An 18,926-nucleotide genomic window follows, 5' to 3' on the forward strand; every position below is an offset into this window, starting at 1 on the left:
GCTCTCTGTAAACCGCCCACCGTCGATGACTCGCGGTGGGGTAAAATGGCTCCCCACTTGCGAGCTTGGGGGCCTCGTTCTGCGAGGATCCCCTCCGAGGTCCTGCCCCGGCTGTTCACGCCCTTCTTCACGACCATACCCCGCGGCAAGGGCACGGGGCTGGGGTTGGCGCTCTGCCGGCAGTACGTCGAGGGCGCGGACGGAAGGATCTGGGCCGAGAACCGCGAGGAGGGCGGCGCCGGCCAGGGTGTCCACCGTGCAGGCATCCCCATCGTCGCAGGTCGCCGGACAGGCGGACGGGGGATCGCAGGTCTCGCCCGGGTCGAACTCGCCGTTGCCACACGGGGAGCACTCGCTGGTGTCCAGGGTTCAGTCGGAAGCACAGCTCAGTTCGCCGTCGCCGAAGCCGAGAAGGGTGCAGGTCTGGCCGGCGAGGTCGGCACCATCGCAACGCTCGCCCTCCCCGACGATGCCATCCCCGCAGGTCGGTTCCGCGCCGCTCTCGCCGCAGCTGGACCCCAGGACCAACAGGGCCAACGCGAAGAAGAGCGACTCGCCCCGCCGGGTCCGGAACGAGCGACCGCAACGACGCCTGCCAGCACCAGCAACCTCCGTCGCCATCACACATCCTCCTGGGAGTGGGGAAGATGACCGCCGCAGACCCCCGGCTCGAGGCCGGGGGTCCATACTACTCCAGATCGACGGGCCGTCAGGTCGACGGTGCCCTTGGGGGGCGGGCTGGTGGGCAGGCGCAGGTGCTCCAGGATCTTCCGGATCACCCCGGGGTCCGTGATCACGGCGAGCACCTCGAGCTTGCCGCCGCAGTGCTTGCACACGGTGATGTCGAGCTCGAAGACGCGCTTCAGGAGGGTCTTCCAATCGAGGTGGCGGGGGCGGACCTCCAGAGGGGCGCCCGAGGCGGGCGGCGACGCCGACCCCGGGCCAACCTCGTCCCCTCCCCTTCTCCCCCGAGGGGGTGAAGCAGGGTCGGGCGCAGCGGCCCGCGCGGCCATGAGAGAGAGGGCGGGGCGGTGCTTGCTGTTGGGCGCGAGGACGCCGTTTTAGCGGAGCAGGTTCTGGCCCCTGGGGCGAGGCCGTCGCGGTCATCGGCGCCGACGGCGACACCGGCATGGAGGCTGTAGCCGAAATGAAAGGCCGAGAGCCCCTTGCGCTCGAAGGTCACCTCGTCGTCGAGGCCGGGCGTGAAGAGCTGCTCTCCGACGGCGCGTCCCAGCTCCAGCCGCTCGACATCCAGCTCGTCCTCGACCTCGGGCTCCCAGGCGCCGAGGGCCTTCAGCTTCCGGCCGACGCGCCGCCAGACCTTCAAGACCAGCTCATCGAGGTCCCGGGGCGTGGGCGCCGGCAGCGGGTGGAAGATCATCGGCCCGGTATCGCCCTCCCGCGTGTAGACCCCGTCGGGGAGGAAGCTGTGGAAGTGGACATTCAGATTCAGCGCGTCGCCGATGCGCTGGATGCAGGTCAGAGAGCAGCAGAGGGGGTCGCGCACGCCGAGCCGGCGGGCCTGGAGCCGCTGCCAGTTGTAGTAGCTCCGCACGACGACGGAGTGCACCGGGCTGACCAGCTCCGGTCGGGTGACCAGGAGGTAGCGCTGCCTCCGGGGCAGCGCGAGGACGAACTGCCGGTAGGGTGCCGGCGGCAGGACCCGGTCGACCAGATGCGCGGCGGTCTCGTACATCTTGCGGGTCTGGCAGCTCGGGCAGAGGCGACCCTTGCAGGAGAAGGGCAGGAGCTGCTCGTGGCCGCAGCCGCCGCAGCGCAGGCGGGAGAAGCCGTTCGAGAGGATGCCGCAGTCGAGATAACCCTCGAGGGCCTCGACGACGTGGCGGGGAAGATCGGGGCGCAGCTCTCGGAAGGCCGGCAGGTGCTCGCGCACGATCCGGTGGAGGAAGCCGAGGGCCGGGGCGCGGGGACGGTAGGGGCGCCCCGGCTCGGTCTGGGGGGAGCCGAGCAAGGGACGCGGGCCGATTCACGTGGCGTGCCGAGACCGCCCGGTGCGAGTCCAATCGGGGACTTGCTGGCTTCGATGGGCTCTGGAGTGGGCCAGTTCTCGGACCGGAGTCCGATTTCACGAGTCGATCGCTGCCGCTCGGTCAGCGACAGGACGGATGTCGTACCCATCCGCTAGAATGAGGGCATGAGTTCCCCAGCCGAGAAGCTCTACGAGCAGGCCCTGGCCCTTCCCGAGGATGAGCGCCTGCGTCTGGGCGAGATCCTCCTCGACAGTGTTCCCCGAGAGATGGCCGAGGAGATCGAGCTCGCCTGGAGCCAGGAGGTCCTGCGCCGCCTCGAGGAGATCCGGAGCGGCAAGGTCGAGCCGCTCGACTGGGACGAGGTTCGGGCGAGCCTGCGCGCCAAGTTCTCGCGCAAGTGAGGCTGGGTCTACACGGCGAGGCCGCCCTCGAACTCGAGGAGGCCATGACCTACTACGAATCCCACCGCAGGGATCTCGGGCTGGCGTTCCTCGCCGCCATCGAGCGCACGGTCGACCTCGCCGCAGAGTCGCCTCGATCCGGCCCCCTGGTGATGGGGCCCGCCGCGGACCTGGGGGTCCGGAAGTTCGTCGTTACCGGCTTCCCCTACCTCGTGCTCGTCGCCTGCGAGGACGAGCCACCTCAGGTCATGGCGATCTCTCACACCTCCCGCCGCCCGGGCTACTGGGAGGACCGGCTGAAATAGCGCAAGTCCTCGGGATGCACCCGGATCGCCCGGCCCACCCGGACATGAGGAAGCGCTCCGCTGCGCACGAGGGCGTTGACGGTGAACCGGGACACCCCGAGCCGGTGCGCCACGTCCCGGACGGTCAGGAGCGGCTCGAGCGTACCCTCCAGAGGCACTGTGCGGCTCTCCGTCGGCCGTTCTCCCCCTGCCCCGCGCCTGGCCCCCTCGAATCGGTACGCCTCCGGTACGCCTGAGTGAGTGCAGTCCGGTGCAGTGACGTGCACCACGGGCTCGGAGTCGGGCTCCTCGACCGGAGTGTTTTCAGGGTTTTGCAGCGGGGTGCAGTCGGGTGCAAGCCCCGCCGGGCCCCCTCTCACGCCGAAAACATGGGTTCGAGTCCCGTAGGGGTCACCATCTAGAAGCCCCCTGGCATCCGCCAGGGGGCTTCTTTTTTCCGTCGGCTGCCGATCCGCCTCCCGGGCGATGGCCCGGCGCTCGAGCGGGGCTCAGCCCTGGACGCCGATGTAGTCCAGCCAGTCGCTCCTCGGGTTGAGCAGCCGCAGCTCGACGCGCAGCTCGCAGTCGATGCTCTCCAGCCCGGCGATGCCCTCGTACTCGAGGTCCGTGCTGCTGAAGGGGACGCCGAAGGCGTAGCCCAGGACCATCCGGCCGGTCTTCGGATCGACCACTCCCTCCCAGGCGTGGCCGGAGTAGGCGTGGCCGGAGTAGGCGTGGCAGGTGAAGCGGCCGCCGGCGTCCGGCAGGGTGCAGTCGGTCTTGCGCCCATTCGACTCGGGGAAGGAGTCCATCCGCAGGAAGAAGTCGACCGTGTAGTCGTTGCACTCGCGGTCGTGCTCGAGCAGCGCCGCCGCTCCACAGGAGGGCACCACCTCGGTGGTGTCCCTCGGCTGGGGCCGCACGCTGTCAGCCGTACATCTCCATCCGCATCGCCTCGCCGCGCAGCAGCCGGGCGATCTCGTCGTGACCCCTGGCCTCGGCGACGTCGGCGGCGGTCAGGCCCTCCACGTCCCTGGTGTCGATCAGGCCGAGGCGCTGCGGCCAGGTGCCGGTGCCCGGCAGGCTGTAGATCATCTCCTTCACGGCCTCGAGGTCACCCTGCTCCGCCGCCCGGAAGAGAGGTGTGCGGCCCCGCTGATCCTTCACGAAGAGGGGTGATCCGCTCATGGAGACCTAGCCTTCCCGGCCGGCGAGGGCCATCGGGCGATAGGGGATCGCGAGGAAGGCCGAGGCCTCCTTGGCGGACTTCGTGGCGGCGGCGAGGTGGCGGTGGCCGGGGCCGTGGATCGGCTTGCCGCTCCCCTCGAGGGTGACGCGGAAGCGGCCCCGGTGCTCGGTGACGGTGACCCGCGTCAGTTCACCCCAGGGCGTCCAGTCGGGGGCCCTCCCGAGGAGGCGGTGCCAGGGCCGCCAGACCCGCACGGCCCGCTTCTCGGCGTCGAGGACGACCTCGGTCTCGACGCTGGAGAGGGCGTAGAGGCCCCAGCCCGCCAGCACCACGGTGACCAGGAGGCGGCGCATCCGCAGGGCGAAGAGGGCGCCGGCCACGCCCAGGAGGCCCAGGGCCAGCTGGAGCGAGGGAGAGAAGCGCAGCCCGCCCAGGCGCAGCTCGCCGCTCGGGGCGAGCGCCCGGCGGCCCTCCTCCACGGCCTCGGAGGGCCCGGCCGCCTCGGCGATCTCTGCCAGCTCCTCGTCGTCGAGGCTCTCGCTTCGATCCGCCTCGGCCCGGAACTGGCCGACCAGGTCCCGGGCCTCGGCCAGCCGGCCCTCGGGGACGAGGAGCACGCCGTGGCGCTTCGCCGAGTGATCCACCCAGCCACCGGCCAGGGCCGACTCGTTGCCTCCGCGGATCATCGCCGGGATCCGGCGGCTCTCCAGGAGGGCCACCAGGTGCTGCCCCTCGAAGGGGTCGCGCAGCTCGACCACCTCTCCGTAGCTGCTCGCGTCCGCCTCCGGTCCCGGCGTGAGACGCAGCGCCGACTCGGGCACGCAGGGGGTGCCGCACTCGGGGCAGCGGCCCTCCTCCTCGACCTCGAGGGCGCACTGGGGGCAGACCAGCGTCTCTTGGGAGTCGGTCACACCACCAATCTAGTACCGATTGCTCGCGTGGGGCTTCAGGTGAAGGGGGCACGGCGGAAGCTCGCGGGCTTTCCAGGCGCTGGTCGATCCGACACGGCTCACGGCGCACGGCTCATGGCGCAGCAAGGTCTCGGCCGAGCCCGAGAGGTGGAAGAGCGTCCCCGGACAACCCGCACGCGGCCAGGCCGATGGGTTCTCCTGCGACTCCCCAGATGGCAGGTTGACCCAGCCGATGAGCAACCGCCGCTTCCCCTGGGATCTCACCCCCACCGACTTCGCCCGCGAGCAGGAGACGGCCACACTCGCGGGCGAGCCTCCCCTGGACCTCACGGTCTCGAACCCCCCGGCCCTCGGCCTCGGCCCCGGCCCCGAGCACTTCGCCGACCTCGACCCCGCGACGCTCGCCCGCTATGCGCCGGATCCCCTCGGCGCCCTCCCCTGCCGCGAGGCCGTCGCCACCTACCTCGCCGGCCACGGCGCGGACCTGGGCCCCGAGGCGATCCTCCTGACGGCCTCGACCAGCGAGGCCTACGGCTGGCTCTTCAAGGTGCTCGCCCCGCCGGGCAGCGCGGTGGCCATCCCCCGGCCGAGCTACCCCCTCTTCGACTTCCTCACCCACCTCGAGGGGGTGCTCCCGGTCTCCTACAACCTCTTCCACCACGAGCGGTGGCAGCTCGATCGGGGGTCGCTCGAGGAAGCCCTCGCGCAGGGCGCGAAGGCGGTGGTGGTGGTCCAGCCCTCCAACCCCCTGGGGGCCTGCCTCTCGGCCGGCGATCGGGACTGGCTCCTCGAGCGCTGCGGCGCCGCCGGCGCAGCGGTGATCGCCGACGAGGTCTTCCTCGACTACGCCGACGCCTCGACGGAGGAGCTCCAGAGCCTCGCCCACGCCGAGGCCGACGCCCGCGCGCGGGCGAGCGGCGTGGCCCTCTTCGTCCTCTCGGGCCTCTCGAAGGTGGTCGCCGCGCCGCAGGTGAAGCTGGGCTGGATCGCCCTGCTCGGCACCGTCACCGCCGAGCTACGGGCGCGGCTGGAGCTGGTCGCCGACACCTACCTCTCGGTGAGCGCCGCGGCTCAGCTCCTCGGCCCCCGCCTGCTCGCCCGCGGCGAGGCGCTGCGCGCGCCGATCCGGGAGCGACTGCAGGCGAACCTGGAGCAGATCGATCGGGCGGTCGCCTCCGGCGCCGTGCTGAAGCGGGTCTCGGAGCCCGCGGGCTGGTCGGTGGTGCTGCGCCTCCCCCACCCCCCCGAGGGCGAGCGGGACTGGGCCGGCCTGCTCCTGCGCGAGGAGCGCCTGCTCACCCACCCCGGGCACTTCTACGAGCTGGACGAGCGCCACCTGGTGCTCTCAGGGCTCACCGAGCCCGCGCAGCTCGAGGAGGGGCTCGGCCGCCTCCTGCGCCGGGTCGAGGTGGGATTCGAGGAAGGGTGAGCCCGCGCGCAGGGCCGCGAGGGTGGCCCGGGTGCGCGCGCCGGCGCCCAGCCGCCGGCGGGCCGCCCAGCGCGGCGTGTCGAAGCGGCCCTCACCCTCGGCGAGGGTCGCCCCGCTCAGCGCGACCGAGCGACCGGCGAGGGCCGCGGTGGCGAGGCTGGAGGCGGCGCTGACCCGGGCCTGGCGCAGGGCCGCGGCCTCCGTCCGCCCCTCGGCCAGCGCGCGGGTGATCCGGATCAGGCTGGCCTGCAGGGCGTCCCGCTCGCGGTCCGCGCTCTCCTCCTCGTCGCCCCGGCGCCGGGCGGTCTCGGCCGCGGCGCAGGCCGCCACCAGCCGCCCCCGCAGGGTGCGCTGCAGGCGCTCGAGGCGGGCGAGCCGGCGCTCGAGCCGCCACCGGTCGAGGCCCAGCCGCAGCGCGAGGAGGGGGTGCTCGAGGCCGCGACCGGCCTGTCGCAGGAGCGCGAGGAGGAAGCGGCGCAGGGGGCTCACGACTCACCCTCCTCGCAGGGCTCCTGCACCTCCTCGGGGCCGAGGTCGATGAGCGCGTGCGAGCAACCCGCGCCCGAGAGCCAGCGCCAGGGCACCTCCACCGGCGCTCCGTCGGGGAGGCGGGTCGTCCAGCCGGGGTAGCCCGCCTCCCGCCCCCGCGGCCGCGGGAGGGCCGCTGCGTCCAGCGCCTCCCGGAAGCGGGCCTCCACCTCGGCCACCCCGGCGGCGGTGTCGATCTCGAGCACGGGCGCGTCGGGGGGGCAGACCCGGACCAGGAGCGCCCCCGTCCCCTGGTGATAGACCAGCGAGTGGCCGGGCGCCGGCGCCTGCGCCAGGCCGCCCTCGCTGCTCGAGAGCGGGATCGCGCGGAGGGTGCCGGGATCGGAGCGGGCGAAGAGCTGCACCCGATCCGCTCCCGAGGGGTCGAGGGCGAGCGCGATCCGCGTGCGCGGCTTCAGGCCCTCCCCCTCGGTGAGGTCCCGCCCCCGCCAGAGGCCGAAGGCCTCCTCCTCGGCGCCGAGCACCGCCAGGAGGGTGCCGGCGTGGCGGACCCGGGGGGCCGGCGCCGCCTCGGGCGCCGGGCGGGGCAGGAGCAGGAGCCCCAGGCAGACGAGCGAGGTGAGGACCTCGATTCCCAGTCCAGTGATCCGTTGCCAGCTCATGAGCAAACCTCCAGGTCGGTCGGGGCGGAGATCGGGGGCGTCGAGGCGACCGCCCGCTCCAGCGCGCTCATCTCCTGATGGAGCGCGGCGAGGTGCGGCAGGATCAGCTGCCGCTGCTGCTGCTCGGGGCCGAGCTCGCCCGAGAGCCCCGAGAGGCGCAGGGCCAGATCGCCCAGCATGGTCGTGGTGCTGGCGAGCTCCTCCCGCGCGCCCGCCAGATCGCGCCGCACCTGCGCCTCGCGGGCCTCGCGGGCCCGGGCGCTCGCGTGGACCCAGCGGCCCAGGCGGCCGCTCGCCTCGACGGCGCCCTCCTCGCCCTGGCCGCGGTGCGCGTCGGCGGCCTCGAGCCAGGCCTTCGCCTCGCGGGCCCGGGTGTAGGCGGCGTCGCCCTTCCCCACCAGGCCCGCGACCTGCTGGCGGAAGGTGTCGGCCCGCACCCCGAGGATGCGCCGCGCGGCGCCGCAGTGGCCGAGGGCCGCCTCGCCGGCGGCGTAGAGCTCGAGGGGCAGCTCGAGGGGCTCCCGCAGCGGCGGGCGCCAGCCGGCCAGGGTGAGGCGCGGCCAGCGGGCGGCGAGGCGGTGCTCGGGAGAGAGGAAGAGCAAGGTGCTCCCCACGGCCCCGGCGGCGAGGCCGAGGGAGCCGGCCAGGAGCGCCGAGCCGACGAGCCCGCCCGAGGCCAGGTAGGCGGCCGAGGCGGCGGCGGCGCCGGCGCAGGCGAGGGGGAGGAAGAGGACCCGCAGGCCCACCCACCGGCGGGCCGCGCTGTTGCGGAGAGACGAAGCGTTCATCGGCTGGCCACCTCCGTGGGCCGATCGAGCTGGGGTGAGGACGAGACGAAGCGGACCCGGGCGAGGCCCGAGCGCGTCCCGACGAGGAGGGCGTCGCCGGCCACCGCCAGCGCGGTGACCTCGGCGGAGGGCAGGCCGTGGCGCAGCCCGAAGGTGCGGGTGCCCTCGGGGCCGACGACCAGCAGGCCGCCGCCCTGGGTGCCCGCGACCAGGCGCTCGCCCTGCACCACCAGGGCCCGGGGGTTCACCCGGCCGTGGAGCTCCCCGATGCCGACCGCCAGGCGCTCGAAGCGCTCCTCGCCCGGCCGCATCCGCACGAGCCCCGCGTCGTAGGTGCCCAGCACCAGCTCGCCCCCGGGGCCGACGGCGATCGCGGTGACCCAGCCGTCGGGGAGGCCTCCCTCCCCCGGGCGAAGGGCGACGAAGGCGCTCCCCTCCCCCGCCGGCTCCCGCAGGAGCAGACCGTGGAGGGCGCCGAAGGCCACCCGGCCGTCGGGCAGGCCGCGGACCACGCCGAAGTTCGAGAGGGGCAGGCCGCTGCCCTCGTCCCAGGCGCGGAAGCGCCAGGTCCCCTGCGCGTCGGGCTCGCCGCGGGCGACGCCACCGGCGGTGGCGACCCAGAGGACACCGCCCTCGGTGATCGTGAGGTCGGTGACGTGCTCCGAGGGCAGCCCCTCCTGCAGGCCGAAGCGGAGGGGCTCACCCTCCGGCGGCACCGAGAAGAGCCCGTCGGGGGTGGCGACGAGCACCTCTCCCCGCGGACCGGCGCCCAGGGCGTCCACCCGGATGATCTGCGGCACCACCCGCCGCGAGCTCTCGCCGCGCAGGCGCCAGAGGCCGTCGTCGTAGGTCCCCACCCAGATCTCCCCGGGGCCGGCGGCCAGCAGGGCGGAGACGTCGGCGTCCCCGAGCCCCCCCTGGCGGATCAGGTGCCGGTGGCCGGCGCCGTCGGCGAGGACGAGGCCCCGATCGGTGGCGGAGAGGTGCAGGCCGGAGAGGGCGAGGCGGTCGTGGGCCTCGACCGGCGGCGAGGAGAGGGGCGCGCCGAGGAGGCGGCCGTCGAGGCCCACCGGCAGGAGGCCCGCGCAGCCCTCGTCGTCGCAGCCCCGGGCGAGGAGGCGCTGCACCGGCTCGGCGGAGATCTCCCGGAGGGCCCCCGCCTCGACCACGAAGAGCCCGGCCGGCCCGGCGGCGAGGACGCGGCCGCCGCGAGTGCGGCGCAGCTGGCTCACCCAGGCCTCGCCGTACCACTCCACCGCGCCGGCGCGCCCGGGGTGCAGGAGGCCGACGCCCCGCCGGCCCGCGACGAGGAGGCCCTGATCGGGCAGGGGCAGGAGGGCCTCGAGCTGACGGCCCCGGCGGCCCAGCTGGCGCAGGGGGACGAGGCGCTCGCCCTCGAGGCGGTGGAGGCCGCCGTCGTGGGTCGCGACCAGCAGGCGGCCGCCCACTCGGGCCAGCGCCGAGATGCGCGGGCTGACGAGGCCGGCCTGGGCCCGCGACGCGACCCGGGGGCCCTCGGGTCCGAGGACCACCTCGGCCAGGCCACCCCGGGTGCCCACCCAGACCCTCCCCTCCTCGGCCAGGAGGGCCTCCACCCGCAGATCGGGGAGCCCGTCCCGGGTGTCGAGGGGATGGAGGGCGGTGCGCGGCAGCTCCACACAGCCATCGGCCTCGCGGCGCGCGCCCAGGTCGACGAGGAGCAGGCCCCCCTGCCCACCCGCGGCGATCCAGTCGCTGCCGGGGAGGCGGGCCAGGTGCCGCAGCCGATCCCGGGGCGCCTGCAGGTCCAGCAGCTCCAGGGCGAGGCGCTCGTCCTCGGGCAGCACGGTCGCCTCCGGGTCGGCCTTCAGGGGCGTGGCCTCGGTGTCGATCCGCTCGAGGCCGAGGGCGGGCGCCCGCCGCCACCAGCGGTAGGCGACCTGGGGATCGGCCAGGAGGAGGAGGAAGAGGCCCAGCACGAAGGCCGCGGGGATGGAGAGGAGGATCCGCCGGCGCCCGCTGCGGCGGCGGGCCTCCGCCCGGGCGTGGAGGGTGTCGAGGGGAGTGTTCATCAGCGCAGGGCCAGCTCGGAGGAGGTGACGGTGAGGGTGGCGTGGGTGGTCCGCAGGTTGCCGGCCCAGTCCACCGCGACGATCCGCAGGGCGTGCTCGCCCGCCGGGAGATCGGAGGGGGTCTCGATGGTCGCGCTCCAGCCCGACTCACCGGGGGTGAGTCCCAGCTCGACCTCGCGGCCGTCCCAGAGGAAGGCCGAGACGTACTTCACGTCGGCGAAGGTCTTGGCGATCTCCACCGCGTCCTCGAGCCCCGAGTCGGCGAGGGCGTCGACCAGGGAGAGGAGGGAGGTGCGCGGACGCACCCGCAGCTCGAAGAGGCCGCCGGCCTCGGTGGGGTCGATGGGATCCACCGCCAGCACCGGCGCCCGGGTGTCGACCGTGTAGGAGAGCTCGTGGCGGCGGGCCGGCCCCACCCGGGGGAGCACCAGCGCCGTCACCGGATAGACGCCGTCGACCACGTCCGGCGGCACCAGGAAGCGGGCCACCCAGAGCTCGCGGCGGGCGTCGTAGACCGCGCGCCGCACCTCACCGAAGGGCAGGTAGACCAGCACGGCCCGCGCGTCGGCGGCCGCCGGCACCAGCACCTCGGGATCGCCGGGCTTGATCCGCGCCGGCGAGAGGGAGGCCAGCGCCACCTGGGGGGCCGCGACCATGGAGGTATAGGGGGTGACCAGGTGGTAGCTGCGGCCGAGCCGCACGACCTCGTCGCGCATCTCGGGGGTCTGACCGTGGGCCTGGATCTCGGCCAGGAGGTGGTCGACGCGCCGCTGGGCCCACTGGCGGGCGACGAAGGCGTCCCCGGGGTGCTCCTCGGGGAAGGTCACGGGGATCTCGAAGCGCCGGGCCTCGCCGTTCAGCGATCCCTCGAGGACGACCTTGCCCTCCCCCGCGCCCCGGTACCGTCCGGCGATGAGGAGCTGCTGGCCCTTGTAGATGTCCGGCATCACCGCCGGGTACTGCATGGCGACCGTCACCGGGTCGTAGTCGAAGTCGATGTCGGAGAGCACCGGCCGGGAGATCGAGGAGTAGAAGCCCGCGACCACCTCGTCGATCGAGCGGCCCGCGGTGACGTAGGCGCTCTCGCCGCGGTTCTGACGGGCCAGCTCGTCGAGGAGCCGGGTGTTCACGCCGCCGGTCACCCCGAAGGTGAAGATCCGGGTGCCGTCGGTGTTGGCCGCCTGGATGTTGGCCAGGATCCGGTCGGGGTGGGTCTCGCCGGTGCTGGGCTGACCGTCGGTGAAGAAGACGATCACCCGGGGCCTCCCGTTGGGGGGCAGCATCCTGAGGGCCTTCTTCAGGGAGGCGTCGATGGCCGTCCCGCCGCCGGAGGAGAGGCGCGCGGCGAAGTGCCGGGCGTCGGCCCGGTGAGCGAGGGTGGCGGGGACCACGTCCTTGTTCCAGGGGTTGGTCGAGTCGGAGAAGGCCAGCACCGAGAAGCGGTCCTCGGGCTGGAGCAGCTCGATGCAGCGGGCCAGCGCCCGGCGGGCCTGCTCGATCTTGCTGCCCGCCATGGAGCCGGAGGTGTCGAAGACGAAGAGCACGTCCTTCTTCACGATGTCGGCGTCGGTGGTCAGCTCCTGCGGAGCGATGGAGAGCAGGAAGTAACCGTCGTCCCCCTTCTCCCGGTGGGTCAGGAAGGTGAAGCCCAGCTCATCGGACTCGACGCTGTAGTGGAGGACGATGTCCTGGTCGGGGATGAAGTCGTCCTGGGCGAAGATCGCCTCCACCGTCCGCTCGTCGATGCGGTTCGTGGCCACCGGGGTGCCATCGCTCCAGACCCGGACGATCTTCTTGGTCCGGTCCGCGAGCTTGATCCGGGCCCGGAAGTGGCGCACCCGCACCGGGGTGACGCCGGGGACCTGGAGGGGGAGCTTGAGGACGACCTCGCCGCCCTCGTAGGGGAGGATCTGGGAGTAGGTCAGCTCGGTGCGCTTGGTCCCGGAGGCGGGGATGCCCTCGACCCGGGTGCGGAAGACGCCGGGCTGGAGGTTCTCCAGCAGCGCCGGGGCGGCGCCCTGGCGGGCGGCCCGCTGGTAGGTCGCCTCGGCCTGAGCCTTCTCCTCCACCCGGCTGTCGACCCGGCGGCCGGCGACCCAGGTGGCGAAGCTGGAGACGGCCGCGGTCTCGGGGAGGGCGAAGACGTAGGTGCCCGAGAGGGTGGTGTCGCGGTGGCTCTCGAAGACCTGCCCGACGGTCACCCGGGCGACCTGCGAGTCGACGATCACGTCGACCTCGTGGGCCCGGATCGAGAGGGGGTCACCGAAGCGGACCCCCGGCTCGGCGGGGAGCAGGAGCTGGGCGCCGGCGGGCGCCGGGAGCGCGGCGGCGGCGGAGAGGAGGGTCAGGCAGAGGGCGAGGAGGGACGCGCGGGTTCGAAGCATGCGCCTTCCCATGGCACTTGCCGTGCCAGCCCCGCGAAGCGCCGAATTCGGCCCTCAGCAGGCCCTTTCCCGGGGGAGGGGCGGCTCGCGCGTGTCAGCCCGGCCACGCCTCTGCCTCCCCCTGGATGCACGAAGGCGCGCTCCCGCGGTGCAGAAGCGCGCCTTGCTTGGGGTCGACGGCCCCTCGCAGGGGCCGTCAGGGTGTCCCGGGTATCAGGCGGAGAGACCGGTGACCTTGGAGGCCTGCAGTCCCTTGGGGCCCTGGACGACCTCGAACTCGACCTCCTGGCCCTCTCGAAGCGTCTTGAACCCGTCCATGTCAATCACGGAGAAGTGGACGAACACGTCCTCGCCAGCATCATCACCAACGATGAAGCCGAAGCCCTTCGCGTCGTTGAACCACTTCACTTTACCCCGCGGCATACCACCACTCCTTGTCGAACGCCGGGATGGCTGAAAAACGCCAAAATCCCCGGACACAGCATGAATCAACCCACCGCCCATCGGCGGGTCGCGCTCGTAAGACCACGTCCGAACGAGTCGGTCAAGGGCGGCCGGGGCCGGCTAGAAGCGGCCGCCGACCACCACCCCGGCCCCGCCGGGCAGGATCCAGGGGGCCACGGCGAAGGGATCGTCCTCGGCCTCCTCGATGATCTCCTCGGGGCGCGAGCCCCCACCCTCGATGGGCGGGATGATGAGGTAGATGCCGGTCCCGATGGCGGCGAGGGAGAGCCCCATGAGGGTGTCGGCCACCGCGGCGCGGGTGCGGGCCTTGGAGACGGTCTCGGCGATGGCGTCGCGCTCGATCTGGGGGAGGGCCTTGGCGTCGCGGGCCGCCGAGCGGGCCTGGAACGCGAAGACGGTGCCGGTGGCCAGCGCGCTGGCTCCCACGCCGAGGGAGACGTAGCTCCAGACCTTCGAGCCCATGGGCTTGCCGACCTTCAGGGGCTTCACGATCGGGGCGCCGCCGGGTCCCCGGGGCAGATCGTGGGCGAAGAGGTCCTTCACGAGGGCCGAGGCCTCGCCCAGGGCGGCGCGCTGGCCCATGTCCAGGTCCAGCTCGGCGTGGGCCAGGAGGTGTCCGTCCTTGGCCACGCGGGCGGCGACCAGCCGCACCTTCTTGCCCCCGGCGGAGGTGACGCCGGCGACGACCACCTCGTCGACGCCGCACCAGCGGGCCATCGCCGCCGCGGCCCCGGAGACCTCGCCGGTGCCGAAGGCCTTGCGCAGGCTCTCCTGGTGCTTCTTGTAGGCGCCCGCCTGGAGCGCCGGGGCGAGGGTCACCTTGGCCATGGCGCCCGGGCCGGCCTGGTAGGTGTCCTGCTCCAGGGCGTAGCCGGGCGCGTCCACCGTCACGTAGTGGGGGCCCGGGGCGAGGTCCCGCAGCTCCTGGGGCGACATCCCCCGGAAGACGCCATCGACGTAGACCCGGGCGGGCTGGGGCGAGACCAGGACCTCGAGGCTGTAGCCGTGATCGCCCTGCACGCCGGCGCGGATCTCCTCCACCACCTCGAGGACGTCCGGGCTGAAGACCTCGCGGTTGAAGGTGTAGTCGGTGCGCAGGGAGAGCAGGCGGGTGAGGGTCTGGCGGGACTTGCGCACGTCGCCGCTGAAGTACTGGGTGGCCCCCATCATCGCGTAGGTGGCGAGCATCCCCGGCATGTGGACCGAGAGGTCGGCCTGCTCGTAGAGGCCGATCGCCTCCTCGAAGTGGCGCAGGGCGCCCTCGAACTCGAGGTTCTGGTAGGCGAGCTTGCCGGACTGCAGGGCCTGATCCGCCTGCTGGGCCGCGAGGCGCCGCTTCCGGCTGTTCTCGCCCCGGGCGATGTCGCTGATGTCCACGTAGCGGATGCGCGTCGACTGGCTGGCGGTCTGCCGCAGGACGTAGTCGAGGGTCGCGGCGGAGTCCTCGGCCTTGGCGTCGAGGGAGACGGCGAGCGTGCTGCCCGCCTCCTCGGCCGCCGCCGGCAGCAGCACCCCGAGGGCGCAGATCACGGTGAGGAGCTTTCTCATGTCACTTCCCCCTGGGGGCCTTCTTGTTGCCGGCCCGCTTCTCGTTCTCGGGCCTGGGTCTGGTCCTATCCCAGTTCCGGAGCGCTTGCAGCGCTGCCTGTAGCTGCTGGTCGTGGGTGGCCGCGGCGATCAGGGCGCCGTTGCCCAGGCCGTCGTCGGTGCCCGCGCCGGCCAGGGGCTCGGGGCGCACGACGATGTCGGGCTCGATCCCCCGCCCGTGGATCGAGTTTCCGTCGGGCGTGTAGTAGCGGGCGATGGTCAGCTTGAGGCCCGAGCCGTCGTCCAGGTCGATGATCGTCTGCACCGAGCCCTTGCCGAAGGTCTGGGTCCCCACCAGCACCGCCCGGTCGTGCTCGCGCAGCGCGGCGGCCACGATCTCGGAGGCCGAGGCCGTCCCCTCGTTCACCAGCACGGCCATGGGGTAGTCCCCCTCCGTGCGGGGCTTGTGGGCTCGCTGCACGTCCTCCGGGCTGGTGCGCCCGCGGGTGGCGACGATGACGCCCTCGGAGAGCCAGATGTCGCTGACCGCCACCGCCTGATCGAGGAGGCCGCCGGGGTTGTTACGCAGGTCGAGGACGATGCCGCCGGGCTTGCCGCCGGACTCCTTGCTGATCTTCTCGACGGCCCGCCGCACGTAGGTGGCCGTCCGATCCTGGAAGGAGCGGATGCGGATCACGCCGAGATCGTCGTGGCGGGTGAAGGTGACGGGGTTCACCTCGATGTGCTCTCGCACGAGGGTGATCTCCCGGGGCGCGGTGAAGGTGTCGCGCAGGAGGCCGAGGACGACCTTCGAGCCCACCGGCCCCCGCAGGCGGTGCACGGCCAGGGAGAGGGAGAGGTCGGCGACCGGCACCCCGTCGATGGTGGCGATCTCGTCGCCCGCCCGCAGCCCGGCGCGGTGGGCGGGGGTCCCCTCGATCGGCGCGATGACGATCAGGCGATCGCGATCCCGGGTGACCTCGAGCCCCACCCCGCCGAAGGCCCCGTCGGTGCCGGCCTTCATCTGGGCGTACTCCTCGGGGGTGAGGAAGACGCTGTGGGCGTCGAGGGTCTGCATCATCCCCTTGATGGCGCCGTAGATCAGGGTCCGGGGGTCGGGCTCCTCGACGTAGTTGTTCTCCACCAGGGTCAGGACCCGGGAGAAGATCCCGAGCTTGCCGTAGGTGGCCTCCCGGGCCAGGAGCGTGAAGGCCGGCAGCAGCACGGCGGTGAGGACGACGCCCACGAAGAAGGGCCGCCAGGCCCAACGGCGGGCCTCGCCCGGCCTCTGTTCTGCTGGCTTCAAGGTGGGGGTCATCATAGCACCGCCCCTGGCTTCGACACCTTCGACGCCGCCACGGGGTCCCGGCTTCACTGGAACCAGCGGCGGGGGTCCAGCGCCTCGCCCCGGTGGCGGATCTCGAAGTAGAGGTAGGCCCCCTTGAGGGAGGCCGTGTCCCCCACGAGCCCGACGACCTTGCCCGCCTCCAGCTCCTCGCCGATGGCCACGAACATCCGATCCAGGTGGGCCATCAGGGTGAAGTAGGCGTCGCCGTGGTCGATGATGATGAGGTTGCCGTAGCCGCGCAGCCAGCCGGCGTGCACCACCTTGCCCGGGGCCACCGCCTGCACCTTGGTCCCCTTGGGGGCCCGGAGGTCCACCCCCTTGTGGAGGGTCTTGGTCTCGTAGCGCTCCTCCCGCTGGACACCGAAGCCGGCCTCGATCGTGCCCGCCGTGGGCAGGGGGAGGCGCCCCCGCAGGGCGCGGAAGCCCGCCTCGCCGCCCCCGCGGGAGGCGGCGCCGAGCTCGCGCACCATGCCCCCCAGGCGCTTCTGGGCGGCCTCGAGCTGGGTCAGCATCCGCTCCCGGATCGTCCGCTCCTCGCCGAGCACCGCCAGGGTGGCCTCCCGCTCGGTGCGCGCGTCGCGCAGGCGCTTCACCCTCGCTGCGGCCGAGGCGCGCAGCTTCTCCAGCGCCACCGTCCCCTCCTCCAGGCGGAGGGTGTCCTCGTCGAGGGAGCGCTCGAGGACGCGCACCTCCTCGATCACGCGGGCGTCGGCCTGGAGGACCCGCGAGAGCATGGTCTGGCGGTTGCGCATCTCGGAGAGCGAGGTGGAGGAGAGGAGCAGGGGCAGGGTCCCCAGCCTCCCGAGCTGGTAGCGGACCACCAGGCGCGGCTCGAGGGCGGCGCGCCGCTGCGCGAGGCGCTCCCTCGCGTGATCGCGCCGCGCCCGGGTCTCCTTCAGGTCGACCTCGAGGACCTCGGCCTTGCGCTCGGCGGCCCGCAGGGCGGCCTCCTCGATGGCGAGGTTGCTCTCCAGCTCGTCCATCGCCGCCAGCACGTCGCCCTCCTTCGCGGCCAGCTCGGCCAGGCTGCTGCGCACCTCCTCCTTGCGGCGGGCCAGGTCGGAGGCCCGGTCGCCGCGCAGGGGCAGGGGAGCCAGGAGGGCGAGGAGGAGGCCGGCGAGGGCCGCCCGCTGCACTTCAGGCCGCCACACGGAGGAAGCGCCCCAGGGAGATGGCCGAGCCCGCCAGGCCGAGGCCCGACCCGGCCACCAGGAGCCAGGCCAGCACGCTCCAGGGGGCCTCGGGCCGGAAGGGGATGGCGAAGGTCTCCTGCAGCACCAGCGAGAGCTCGGGGATCATCAGCCGCCACAGGACGATGGAGACGAGGGCGGCGAGGATGGCTCCGGCCAGCCCCTGCAGCAGCCCCTCGATCAGGAAGGGCGCCCGCACGAAGGCGTCGGTGGCGCCGCAGAGCTTCATGATCTCGATCTCGTCGCGCCGGGCGTAGAGGGCGAGCTTGATGGTGTTCGAGACCATGATCGCCGCGGCCAGCATGATCATCCCCCCGACGATCTGGCCGAGGAGCGCCACCAGGGAGAGGACCCGCTCCAGGCGCTCGGCCCAGTCGCGGCCGGTGTCCACGCTCTCCACCCCCTCCATCGCCCCGATCTCCCGGGCGACCCGCGCGGCGAGGGCGCCGTCGCCGAGGGCCGCGGAGCGGATCTCGATCGAGAGCGGCAGCGGGTTCTCCTCCAGCCCGTCGAGGATGCCGGCGTCCTGCCCCAGGCTGCGCCGGAGGCGCTCGAGGGCCTCTCCCGGCTCGATGATGGTCAGCGAGGTCTCCTCGCCCAGGCTCGAGAGGGCGTGCTCGCCGACCGCCACCGCCCGCTCGCGGCTGGCCCCCTCGGCGAAGTAGGCGGTGAGGCTGATGTCGGTGGCCCAGCTGCCCACCAGGTTGCGCACCTGCGTGGCCACGCCCCCGACCACGAGCACCACGAAGAGGGAGATGCCGATGGTGACCACCGCCACGGCGTTGACGAAGGGCGCCTCGGCGATGCCGCGCAGGGCCCGGCGCAGGAAGTAGAGGATCAGGGTCATGCGCCGAGCTCCTCCGAGGGGGCCGGCGGCTCGGTGGCGGCCTCGCTGCCGGCATTCCCGGCGGCGGCGGGCGCGTGGAGCTCGTCCTCCTCCTCGGCGGGCGGGGCCTCGTCGTCCTGCACGACGCGGCCTCCCTCGAGGCGGATGACCCGCTTGCCCGAGGCCCGCACCAGGGCGAGATCGTGGGTGGCCACCACCACGGTGGTGCCCTTGGTGTTGGCCTCGTTGAGCAGATCCATCGTCTCCCGGGCGCGCTCGGGATCCAGGTTGCCGGTGGGCTCGTCGGCCAGGAGGATGCTCGGGTGGTTGGCCAGGGCCCGGCAGACCGCCACCCGCTGCTGCTCACCGCCCGAGAGGGTGAGGGGTCCGGCGCGCAGCTTGTTCTCCAGTCCGACCGAGCGCAGCAGGAAGTAGACCCGCCGGGTGATCTCCCGCTGAGGGGTGCCCACGACCTCCAGGGCGAAGGCGACGTTCTCGGCCACGGTGCGGGAGGGGATGAGCTTGAAGTCCTGGAAGACCACCCCGACCTCGCGGCGGAGCAGCGCGATGGACTTGCGGTTGAGGCGGGCGATGTTGCGTCCGCCGATGATCACCGAGCCCGAGGTGGGCTGCTCGGCCGCGAAGATCGTCTTGAGCAGGGTCGACTTGCCCGCCCCCGAGGGGCCAGTGATGAAGACGAACTGCCCCTTGGGGATCCGAAGGGTGACGTCACGCAGGGCCGGGGGAGCCCCGGGGAACTCCTTGGTGACGCTGTAGAGCCGGATCATCAGTCATCGCCGTCTTCGGCGAGGTAGGAGAGGATCACCTCGTCGAGAGAGCGCTCGGAGATCAGGTCTTCACCGAAGATCGTGTCTCCCCCCTCCTTCGGGACCGGCTTCACCTCGAGCTGCTGGGCCGCGACGACCTCGGGGGGCACGGTGAGGGCGGGGGGCGGCCGGGGCGGTGTCACCACCTGCGCCGGCGGAGGCCG

General features: G+C 73.2%; 21 protein-coding genes and 1 pseudogene. 4 read left to right on the plus strand and 18 right to left on the minus strand.

Annotation, left to right across the window (positions count from 1 at the left end; genetic code table 11):
* Positions 1 to 87 precede the first annotated feature (87 nt).
* Positions 88 to 240: pseudogene (locus P1V51_24865) on the plus strand (ATP-binding protein).
* Positions 241 to 620: 380 nt separating this feature from the next.
* Here P1V51_24865 and P1V51_24870 read toward each other — a convergent pair.
* Both P1V51_24870 and P1V51_24875 read right to left on the minus strand, forming a co-directional pair.
* Positions 621 to 836: a hypothetical protein gene (locus P1V51_24870; GenBank protein MDF1566288.1), complete on the minus strand. Its 216-nt coding sequence runs from the start codon at positions 834 to 836 to the stop codon at positions 621 to 623.
* A gap of 26 nt (positions 837 to 862) precedes the next feature.
* The gene (locus tag P1V51_24875; GenBank protein ID MDF1566289.1) at positions 863 to 1,972 is read right to left on the minus strand and encodes a transposase zinc-binding domain-containing protein; all 1,110 of its coding nucleotides are present in this window, start codon (positions 1,970 to 1,972) and stop codon (positions 863 to 865) included.
* Positions 1,973 to 2,155: 183 nt separating this feature from the next.
* Between P1V51_24875 and P1V51_24880 the strand changes: the two genes are divergently transcribed.
* Both P1V51_24880 and P1V51_24885 read left to right on the plus strand, forming a co-directional pair.
* Positions 2,156 to 2,392, plus strand: coding sequence for an addiction module protein (locus P1V51_24880; protein ID MDF1566290.1), 237 nt, complete (start codon positions 2,156 to 2,158; stop codon positions 2,390 to 2,392).
* Positions 2,393 to 2,436: 44 nt separating this feature from the next.
* On the plus strand, positions 2,437 to 2,697 hold the full coding sequence (locus P1V51_24885; GenBank protein ID MDF1566291.1) for a hypothetical protein: 261 nt from the start codon (positions 2,437 to 2,439) through the stop codon (positions 2,695 to 2,697).
* Here P1V51_24885 and P1V51_24890 read toward each other — a convergent pair.
* The 4 genes from P1V51_24890 to P1V51_24905 all read right to left on the minus strand — a co-directional run bounded on the left by P1V51_24890 (position 2,673) and on the right by P1V51_24905 (position 4,776).
* Positions 2,673 to 2,849, minus strand: a complete 177-nt coding sequence (locus P1V51_24890) for a helix-turn-helix domain-containing protein (protein MDF1566292.1) — start codon at positions 2,847 to 2,849, stop codon at positions 2,673 to 2,675. The genes P1V51_24885 and P1V51_24890 overlap by 25 nt on opposite strands.
* A 336-nt stretch (positions 2,850 to 3,185) precedes the next feature.
* Complete coding sequence (locus P1V51_24895) at positions 3,186 to 3,599, minus strand: hypothetical protein (protein MDF1566293.1); 414 nt, start codon at positions 3,597 to 3,599, stop codon at positions 3,186 to 3,188.
* A 4-nt stretch (positions 3,600 to 3,603) separates the two neighbouring features.
* Positions 3,604 to 3,864: a hypothetical protein gene (locus P1V51_24900; GenBank protein ID MDF1566294.1), complete on the minus strand. Its 261-nt coding sequence runs from the start codon at positions 3,862 to 3,864 to the stop codon at positions 3,604 to 3,606.
* A gap of 6 nt (positions 3,865 to 3,870) precedes the next feature.
* Positions 3,871 to 4,776, minus strand: coding sequence for a hypothetical protein (locus tag P1V51_24905; GenBank protein ID MDF1566295.1), 906 nt, complete (start codon positions 4,774 to 4,776; stop codon positions 3,871 to 3,873).
* 232 nt (positions 4,777 to 5,008) lie between these two features.
* Between P1V51_24905 and P1V51_24910 the strand changes: the two genes are divergently transcribed.
* On the plus strand, positions 5,009 to 6,205 hold the full coding sequence (locus P1V51_24910; protein MDF1566296.1) for a pyridoxal phosphate-dependent aminotransferase: 1,197 nt from the start codon (positions 5,009 to 5,011) through the stop codon (positions 6,203 to 6,205).
* Here P1V51_24910 and P1V51_24915 read toward each other — a convergent pair.
* From P1V51_24915 to P1V51_24970, 12 genes are all read right to left on the minus strand, one after another.
* Positions 6,122 to 6,694: a hypothetical protein gene (locus P1V51_24915; protein ID MDF1566297.1), complete on the minus strand. Its 573-nt coding sequence runs from the start codon at positions 6,692 to 6,694 to the stop codon at positions 6,122 to 6,124. The two genes, P1V51_24910 and P1V51_24915, sit on opposite strands and share 84 nt — an antisense overlap.
* Positions 6,691 to 7,356 (minus strand): hypothetical protein, encoded by a 666-nt coding sequence (locus tag P1V51_24920; GenBank protein MDF1566298.1) that lies wholly within the window; start codon positions 7,354 to 7,356, stop codon positions 6,691 to 6,693. Before P1V51_24920 ends, P1V51_24915 begins: the two co-directional genes overlap by 4 nt.
* A complete protein-coding gene (locus P1V51_24925) occupies positions 7,353 to 8,144 on the minus strand; it encodes a hypothetical protein (protein MDF1566299.1) in 792 nt (263 codons plus the stop codon). Before P1V51_24925 ends, P1V51_24920 begins: the two co-directional genes overlap by 4 nt.
* Positions 8,141 to 10,195: a hypothetical protein gene (locus P1V51_24930; protein ID MDF1566300.1), complete on the minus strand. Its 2,055-nt coding sequence runs from the start codon at positions 10,193 to 10,195 to the stop codon at positions 8,141 to 8,143. Before P1V51_24930 ends, P1V51_24925 begins: the two co-directional genes overlap by 4 nt.
* Positions 10,195 to 12,579 carry a VIT domain-containing protein gene (locus P1V51_24935; GenBank protein ID MDF1566301.1) on the minus strand — a complete coding sequence of 795 codons (2,385 nt, stop codon included), beginning with the start codon at positions 12,577 to 12,579 and terminating at the stop codon, positions 10,195 to 10,197. Before P1V51_24935 ends, P1V51_24930 begins: the two co-directional genes overlap by 1 nt.
* Before the next feature lie 213 nt (positions 12,580 to 12,792).
* Positions 12,793 to 13,002, minus strand: a complete 210-nt coding sequence (locus tag P1V51_24940) for a cold-shock protein (protein MDF1566302.1) — start codon at positions 13,000 to 13,002, stop codon at positions 12,793 to 12,795.
* A 141-nt stretch (positions 13,003 to 13,143) separates the two neighbouring features.
* A complete protein-coding gene (locus P1V51_24945; GenBank protein MDF1566303.1) occupies positions 13,144 to 14,592 on the minus strand; it encodes a PEGA domain-containing protein in 1,449 nt (482 codons plus the stop codon).
* 1 nt (position 14,593) lies between these two features.
* Complete coding sequence (locus P1V51_24950) at positions 14,594 to 15,877, minus strand: S41 family peptidase (GenBank protein ID MDF1566304.1); 1,284 nt, start codon at positions 15,875 to 15,877, stop codon at positions 14,594 to 14,596.
* Positions 15,878 to 15,942: 65 nt separating this feature from the next.
* Positions 15,943 to 17,070, minus strand: a complete 1,128-nt coding sequence (locus P1V51_24955; protein ID MDF1566305.1) for a peptidoglycan DD-metalloendopeptidase family protein — start codon at positions 17,068 to 17,070, stop codon at positions 15,943 to 15,945.
* Positions 17,057 to 17,956: a permease-like cell division protein FtsX gene (locus P1V51_24960; GenBank protein ID MDF1566306.1), complete on the minus strand. Its 900-nt coding sequence runs from the start codon at positions 17,954 to 17,956 to the stop codon at positions 17,057 to 17,059. The genes P1V51_24955 and P1V51_24960 overlap by 14 nt, the downstream gene beginning before the upstream one ends.
* Positions 17,953 to 18,723, minus strand: coding sequence for a cell division ATP-binding protein FtsE (gene ftsE / locus P1V51_24965; GenBank protein ID MDF1566307.1), 771 nt, complete (start codon positions 18,721 to 18,723; stop codon positions 17,953 to 17,955). The genes P1V51_24960 and ftsE overlap by 4 nt, the downstream gene beginning before the upstream one ends.
* Positions 18,723 to 18,926: hypothetical protein (locus P1V51_24970; GenBank protein MDF1566308.1), on the minus strand; the 204-nt coding region annotated here is incomplete at its 5' end. The genes ftsE and P1V51_24970, both read right to left, overlap by 1 nt.

It is taken from the genome of Deltaproteobacteria bacterium (assembly GCA_029210625.1).
In the GTDB taxonomy this organism is placed as follows: domain Bacteria; phylum Myxococcota; class Myxococcia; order SLRQ01; family SLRQ01; genus JARGFU01.